Genomic DNA, 4965 nt, shown 5'->3' on the forward strand with positions numbered 1-4965 from the left:
CCTGAAGAAGAAGAACTGCAAATGAAACCTGAGATAACATCACTTCAACGTCGGGAAGCAATTGGGGGAGGGGAAGCTTCGACGGATTTGGATACTGCTATTAATAGTGCTAGGGGAAGTGGACAAAAGATGGCAGACAATATCCGCGAACCGATGGAACAGGCGTTTGGCGCAGATTTCAGTGGGGTGAAGGTTCACACCGATGGTCAGTCTGACCAGTTGAATCAATCAATTCAGGCGAAAGCATTTACAACCGGGCAAGATGTTTTCTTTCGTCAAGGAGCGTATGAGCCTGGAAGCCGGGGAGGACAGGAGTTGTTGGCGCATGAGTTGACCCATGTAGTGCAGCAGAGTGGTGGTATGGTGCGGCGAGCTATACAGAATACAGGGGAATTAGCTATATCCCCAACTACCACAATCATCCAGAGAAAAATTGCTTTTTCTGGATATCCATCTCTTCCCTTAAGTTATCGAAAACTCTCAGAAGAAATACCTCAACAAAAGATAGATCAAAAAGTCGTAGCAGCGATCAATAAAAATGAAGAACTGCTGAAAAAGTTCTGTCCAAAGGAATTTGAAATCATTAGAGATGAATTAAGTAGACAACAGGCATTTATCAACATCATTCATGATTTGGTGAACAGTCCAGTGGATTATGGCGAAGTTAATCTAGACAATCCACAACATTTAATTCTTTTTTTCCAGGATGCCGGGAAATTTTTGAATCACAACTATAAAGAGCAAATAAAGAAAGAGCAGCCAGAGAAAAAGTTGCTAAATGAAGCTAATGAGCTTTGGGAGAAGCAGAAAGAGAAATCCTCAGATCCGGAAAAATCTTATCAGACTGTGTTGCTTGGTACAGGACCCAGTATAGCCGATTATCTAAATGTTCATGGTCGTTCTTTAGACCCAAAACAAACAGCAATTATTGGTAAAATTCAGCCTTGGGATACATCACTAACAAATCCAGAAAGCCGAGGCATAGATTTTGTCAACCACCCGATGCACATGACCTCGCCTGTGCGCCATAAAACTAAACTACCTCAAGATTCATCTGGGTCTGACGAAACTTTTAAGGGGAATCCAGCAGAATTGACCAGTGATATCAAAACAGTCCTGGATCGTTTTGATAGCCCAGTAAATGCCACAATTAAGAAAGTTAGTAGACAAGAAGATAAATGGTACAAAATTGAAACAGACCAAGGTAATTTTTATGCTTTAAGGGTAATCTCAGGACTGGGTATTGGCCCCCATAAATTTGATAATCTTAACGCTTTCTCCAAGGAAATCACCACAGAAAAAGATAAAAAAACTGAGAAAAAACGGGTGATGGATCTAGATGCCTTTCAGCGACAACTGAAAGATCCTAACTCAGATATTATGCAGGAATTTAAAGAAAGGCAAAAAACCAAAAATACACTTATTATTGGCGTAGCTGGTCCTAATGCAGGAGTTGATGCTACTTGCGAAGCGACCGAACTGGGAATGGTTGTGCAATGGGTGGTGACTGGTGGGCCTGCTATTGCTGAAGGTATGGGTAATAAAATCAACAGAAAAAAATTAGTAGATTTGTTTTTCGATTACTTAAAGGGATGGACGATTACAGGAACAGGAGATGTGAAAATGCAAATCTCTGGCAAATGGAAAGCTTTAGAGCAAAGAAAAGAAGCAGGAGAAAAGTTTGTAGCAAGCAATCCTGACTGGGACGTATCAGAAGCTCAAGAAGCATTGGTGGATTATCTTGTCATAGCCCAGGGTCCTGATGTCGCAAAACTTTGGGACATTTTTGACCCCAGTGCTACTAAAGATTTAACACTGAAAGATGACAAGCAAGGACGCTTTGGCGCGCCTGAGAGTCAGGACAATTGGCAAGGATCAATAGAAACATCCTTGCGTGACAGTGATTACAACCTCTATTGGATTGGAATAAATGAGCGTGTGAAATTTGTACTTGGTGAGGCAAAAGCCTCTGTAAGAATAAAGACTAGAAATCATTTATTCCAAGAAGCGAAAAAGATCCTGGAAGTAGAAGAGTTTGAAAATATTACCCTGCAAAAAAACGTAGCTATTGGATTAGGTTCTGAAGATGACTCTTTAGAGATTATTGGCGGATCAGCAATCAGAATTTTAAACTACTTGGATAGTCAGAAAGATAGAAGTAAAGTTCCTGAAAAACTGAAGAGTGGCAAAATGGAAGAGAAAATGAAAAAAGTAACGGAAACCTTATCTTCACCAACGATACTCAATAATGACCAGCTTACGCCTATTCGTAGTCAGGTGGAAGCACAAGGAAACTATATGCCAGGTTATATCGGTACAGAGGAATCAAACTTTGTCACCGATGACCAAACAATGATTGCAGCACAAATCGCCAGTTACTATGGAAATATACCCGCAACCCTAGCGAATTGGGTAACTCAAAAAATTATTCAAGAGCGTCATGAACAAGGTATAAAACCAGGAACTGCTCAAGGAAGTAGAGCGTTTGTTGATCGCTGGAACAATAAACTTGAAGAACTACACACCCTATTCTCTTCTAAAAATATTAAGACTGTATCGAATATTGGCGTGCGTCAAGTCTAATGCCCTCTGGCTGATAATCATTGTAGGATAAGGGAATAAAGGCGATCGCCTACGTCACAGTGTTTCGCGATCGCACACATATTGATGAGGTCGTCAGCGTAGCCATACCATCAGGTTGGTAGCTATTTAATTCTAAAAAACGGAAGTAGTGCGTTGCTGTTCTTGTGGGATGCAAAATGCGATCACGCTTCTTGTAGAGTGCGTTAATGAAATGTAACGCACCATCAATTTGTAAATACAATCGCATCGCCAATTTTATAGCCATCTATTATGTCTATAATAGACATGATAAAGAATCATAAGAGGTGGTGGGATGAATTGGAGAATAGCAGAAGCCAAACAAAAGTTCTCCGAACTGATTAACGCCGCACTTAAAGAACCGCAACGCATATACAACCGGACTCAGCTAGTAGCAGTTGTAGTGGAGGCGGAACTATTTGAGGAATTTCTGTCTTGGCATCAGCAACGTGAAGAACGATCTCTAGCTGATGCTTTCGGGGAATTGCGCCAGATGGCTGCTGAGGAAAACTACATCCTGGAAACGCCCTCTCGCCAAAACCGTTCTAACCCTTTTGCTGATAGACTCAATGACCTTTCTGTGTGACACCAACATCATCAGCGAACTAGCACGACCTCAGCCTAATTCTGGTGTCCTAAGATGGGCAGCAAGCGTTACCTCAATTACTCTCAGTGTAATCACTATTGAGGAAATATTGTATGGGCTAACATCGAAACCTCACATCAGAATTCAAAATTGGTTCGACAATTTTCTGGAAAATTACTGTCAAATATTGCCCATCACCACTGAAATTGCTAAACGTTCTGGTGAACTGCGAGGTCAACTCAAAGTAATCGGTAAAACGCACACTCAAGCAGACATGATGATTGCGGCTACTGCTCAAATTCATCAACTGACCTTGGTAACACGCAATATCCGCGATTTTGATGGCTGTGGGATTCCATTACTGAATCCTTTTACATAAATCCCTATATTCAACTTTTTAGCTTCAAGTCTAATGGTATTTATGATACCAAAAAGAAGAAATCAATAAACAGGATTTACGCAAGGCAAATTTGTCATTTCCACCGGCACGTATTGTAGGGAAGCAATCCCAAAATTTGAGGCGATTACGTGAATTTTCCATAAGTTCTAAAAAATGAATCCAATCAAAAGGAACTAAATATGAACTCCGATCTGGATTTACTGAGAAAAATGTATGACCCCCATCCGATTGAGGGGATTCCCGTAGAATTACTGGCACTTCTTCCCCGTGACAAGGACGATAGGGAAAGAGTTGAAAGAATTACACAACTGGGTTATCCTGCTGTCAAACCTATTACACCTCACTTACTCTCGTGGCTAGGGGATATAAATTGGCCTGTTGCTGGTTATTTGCTCCCTTTTTTTCTGAGTAACCGGGAAAATATGATCAGTGAAATTCGGGAAATATTGTGTGCAGATGATCTGATACAGATTAACTGGGTTTTAGAATATCTGTTAAATGACCCTGATGCTCCTGAGATAGCCAGTCAATTCAGAGACAATTTGACCCATTTGGCAAACCAAGAAGATGAAGAAGAGGTCTATTTGGTAGCTAGAGAGATCCTAGATTGGCTCGGATATTAATAACGACCTTTCTGTATTCAACTTTTTAGCGTCAAGTCTAATGCCCTCTGGCTGATAATCATTGTAGGATACGGGAATAAAGGCGATCGCCTACGTCACAGTGTTTCGCGATCGCACACATATTGATGAGGTCGTCAGCGTAGCCATGCCATCAGGTTGGTAGCTATTTAATTCTAAAAAACTGGGGTAGGATTGATTCACGGTGATTTTTTACTAATTAATACCGTGAAAATTTTTATCCTGGCATAATAACAACAAAATAGAGGATTGAGTAAATGTATATATGATTGATGATCAAGTTTTCCTACCCATTAAACAAAAAAAACAGTCTCTGTCTGAGGTTAATTCACCATCACGCTCTAAATTATCATTACCAGTGGCATATAAAGAGTCTAATATTTTACCATTGATCACTACATGGAAAGAAGCAGAATCTTACGATGGGCAACTTGTGCGCGTAGTTGGTCAGTACATCGAGAGTGATATCCGTATGAAACTAATTGGAACACCACGTTATGTAGGTCATGTTTCAATTGTATTAGCTGATGATATCCGGGTTTCTCTTTTCCCAGTTTGGCAACATGATGCCCGTAGACCACAAGCAGAAATTGATCAATTTAAAGATCAAAAGGTTGAAGTAATAGGAGTATTATATCATCAATCACCTGTTGATCCTAGTGGTGGAGCTAGTCCACTCAGTCCATGTCTGACTGATATCAAAGCTCTTTATCATCTGAAAAATTAAGATTGAATAA

At 40.4% G+C, this 4965-nt stretch carries 6 protein-coding genes; 5 read left to right on the plus strand and 1 reads right to left on the minus strand.

All coding sequences use genetic code 11. The features are described 5' to 3' along the window. On the plus strand, positions 1-2583 hold a 2583-nt coding region (locus VB654_RS23490), incomplete at its 5' end, for a DUF4157 domain-containing protein (protein ID WP_323216244.1). A 49-nt stretch (positions 2584-2632) separates the two neighbouring features. Here VB654_RS23490 and VB654_RS23495 read toward each other — a convergent pair. Then, positions 2633-2848: a hypothetical protein gene (locus tag VB654_RS23495; RefSeq protein WP_323216245.1), complete on the minus strand. Its 216-nt coding sequence runs from the start codon at positions 2846-2848 to the stop codon at positions 2633-2635. A 48-nt stretch (positions 2849-2896) separates the two neighbouring features. Here VB654_RS23495 and VB654_RS23500 point away from each other — a divergent pair, with 48 nt between their 5' ends. The 4 genes from VB654_RS23500 to VB654_RS23515 all read left to right on the plus strand — a co-directional run bounded on the left by VB654_RS23500 (position 2897) and on the right by VB654_RS23515 (position 4955). Beyond that, complete coding sequence (locus tag VB654_RS23500; RefSeq protein ID WP_323216246.1) at positions 2897-3187, plus strand: type II toxin-antitoxin system Phd/YefM family antitoxin; 291 nt, start codon at positions 2897-2899, stop codon at positions 3185-3187. Further along, a complete protein-coding gene (locus VB654_RS23505) occupies positions 3171-3566 on the plus strand; it encodes a type II toxin-antitoxin system VapC family toxin (RefSeq protein ID WP_323216247.1) in 396 nt (131 codons plus the stop codon). The genes VB654_RS23500 and VB654_RS23505 overlap by 17 nt, the downstream gene beginning before the upstream one ends. Positions 3567-3766: 200 nt before the next feature. Further along, entirely contained in the window at positions 3767-4210 is a 444-nt protein-coding gene (locus tag VB654_RS23510) for a DUF5071 domain-containing protein (protein WP_323216248.1), read from the plus strand. A gap of 283 nt (positions 4211-4493) precedes the next feature. Continuing rightward, the gene (locus VB654_RS23515) at positions 4494-4955 is read left to right on the plus strand and encodes a hypothetical protein (RefSeq protein WP_323216249.1); all 462 of its coding nucleotides are present in this window, start codon (positions 4494-4496) and stop codon (positions 4953-4955) included. The last annotated feature ends 10 nt before the right edge of the window (positions 4956-4965 follow it).

It is taken from the genome of Nodularia sp. UHCC 0506 (assembly GCF_034931045.1).
Taxonomy (GTDB): domain Bacteria; phylum Cyanobacteriota; class Cyanobacteriia; order Cyanobacteriales; family Nostocaceae; genus Nodularia.

Bases quoted from the DNA above. Each gene is read 5' to 3' on its own strand.
- VB654_RS23505 (WP_323216247.1), top strand. From the start codon at position 3,171: ATGACCTTTCTGTGTGACACCAACATCATCAGCGAACTAGCACGACCT.
- VB654_RS23500 (WP_323216246.1), top strand. From the start codon at position 2,897: ATGAATTGGAGAATAGCAGAAGCCAAACAAAAGTTCTCCGAACTGATT.
- VB654_RS23495 (WP_323216245.1), bottom strand. From the start codon at position 2,848: ATGGCTATAAAATTGGCGATGCGATTGTATTTACAAATTGATGGTGCG.
- VB654_RS23510 (WP_323216248.1), top strand. From the start codon at position 3,767: ATGAACTCCGATCTGGATTTACTGAGAAAAATGTATGACCCCCATCCG.
- VB654_RS23515 (WP_323216249.1), top strand. From the start codon at position 4,494: ATGATTGATGATCAAGTTTTCCTACCCATTAAACAAAAAAAACAGTCT.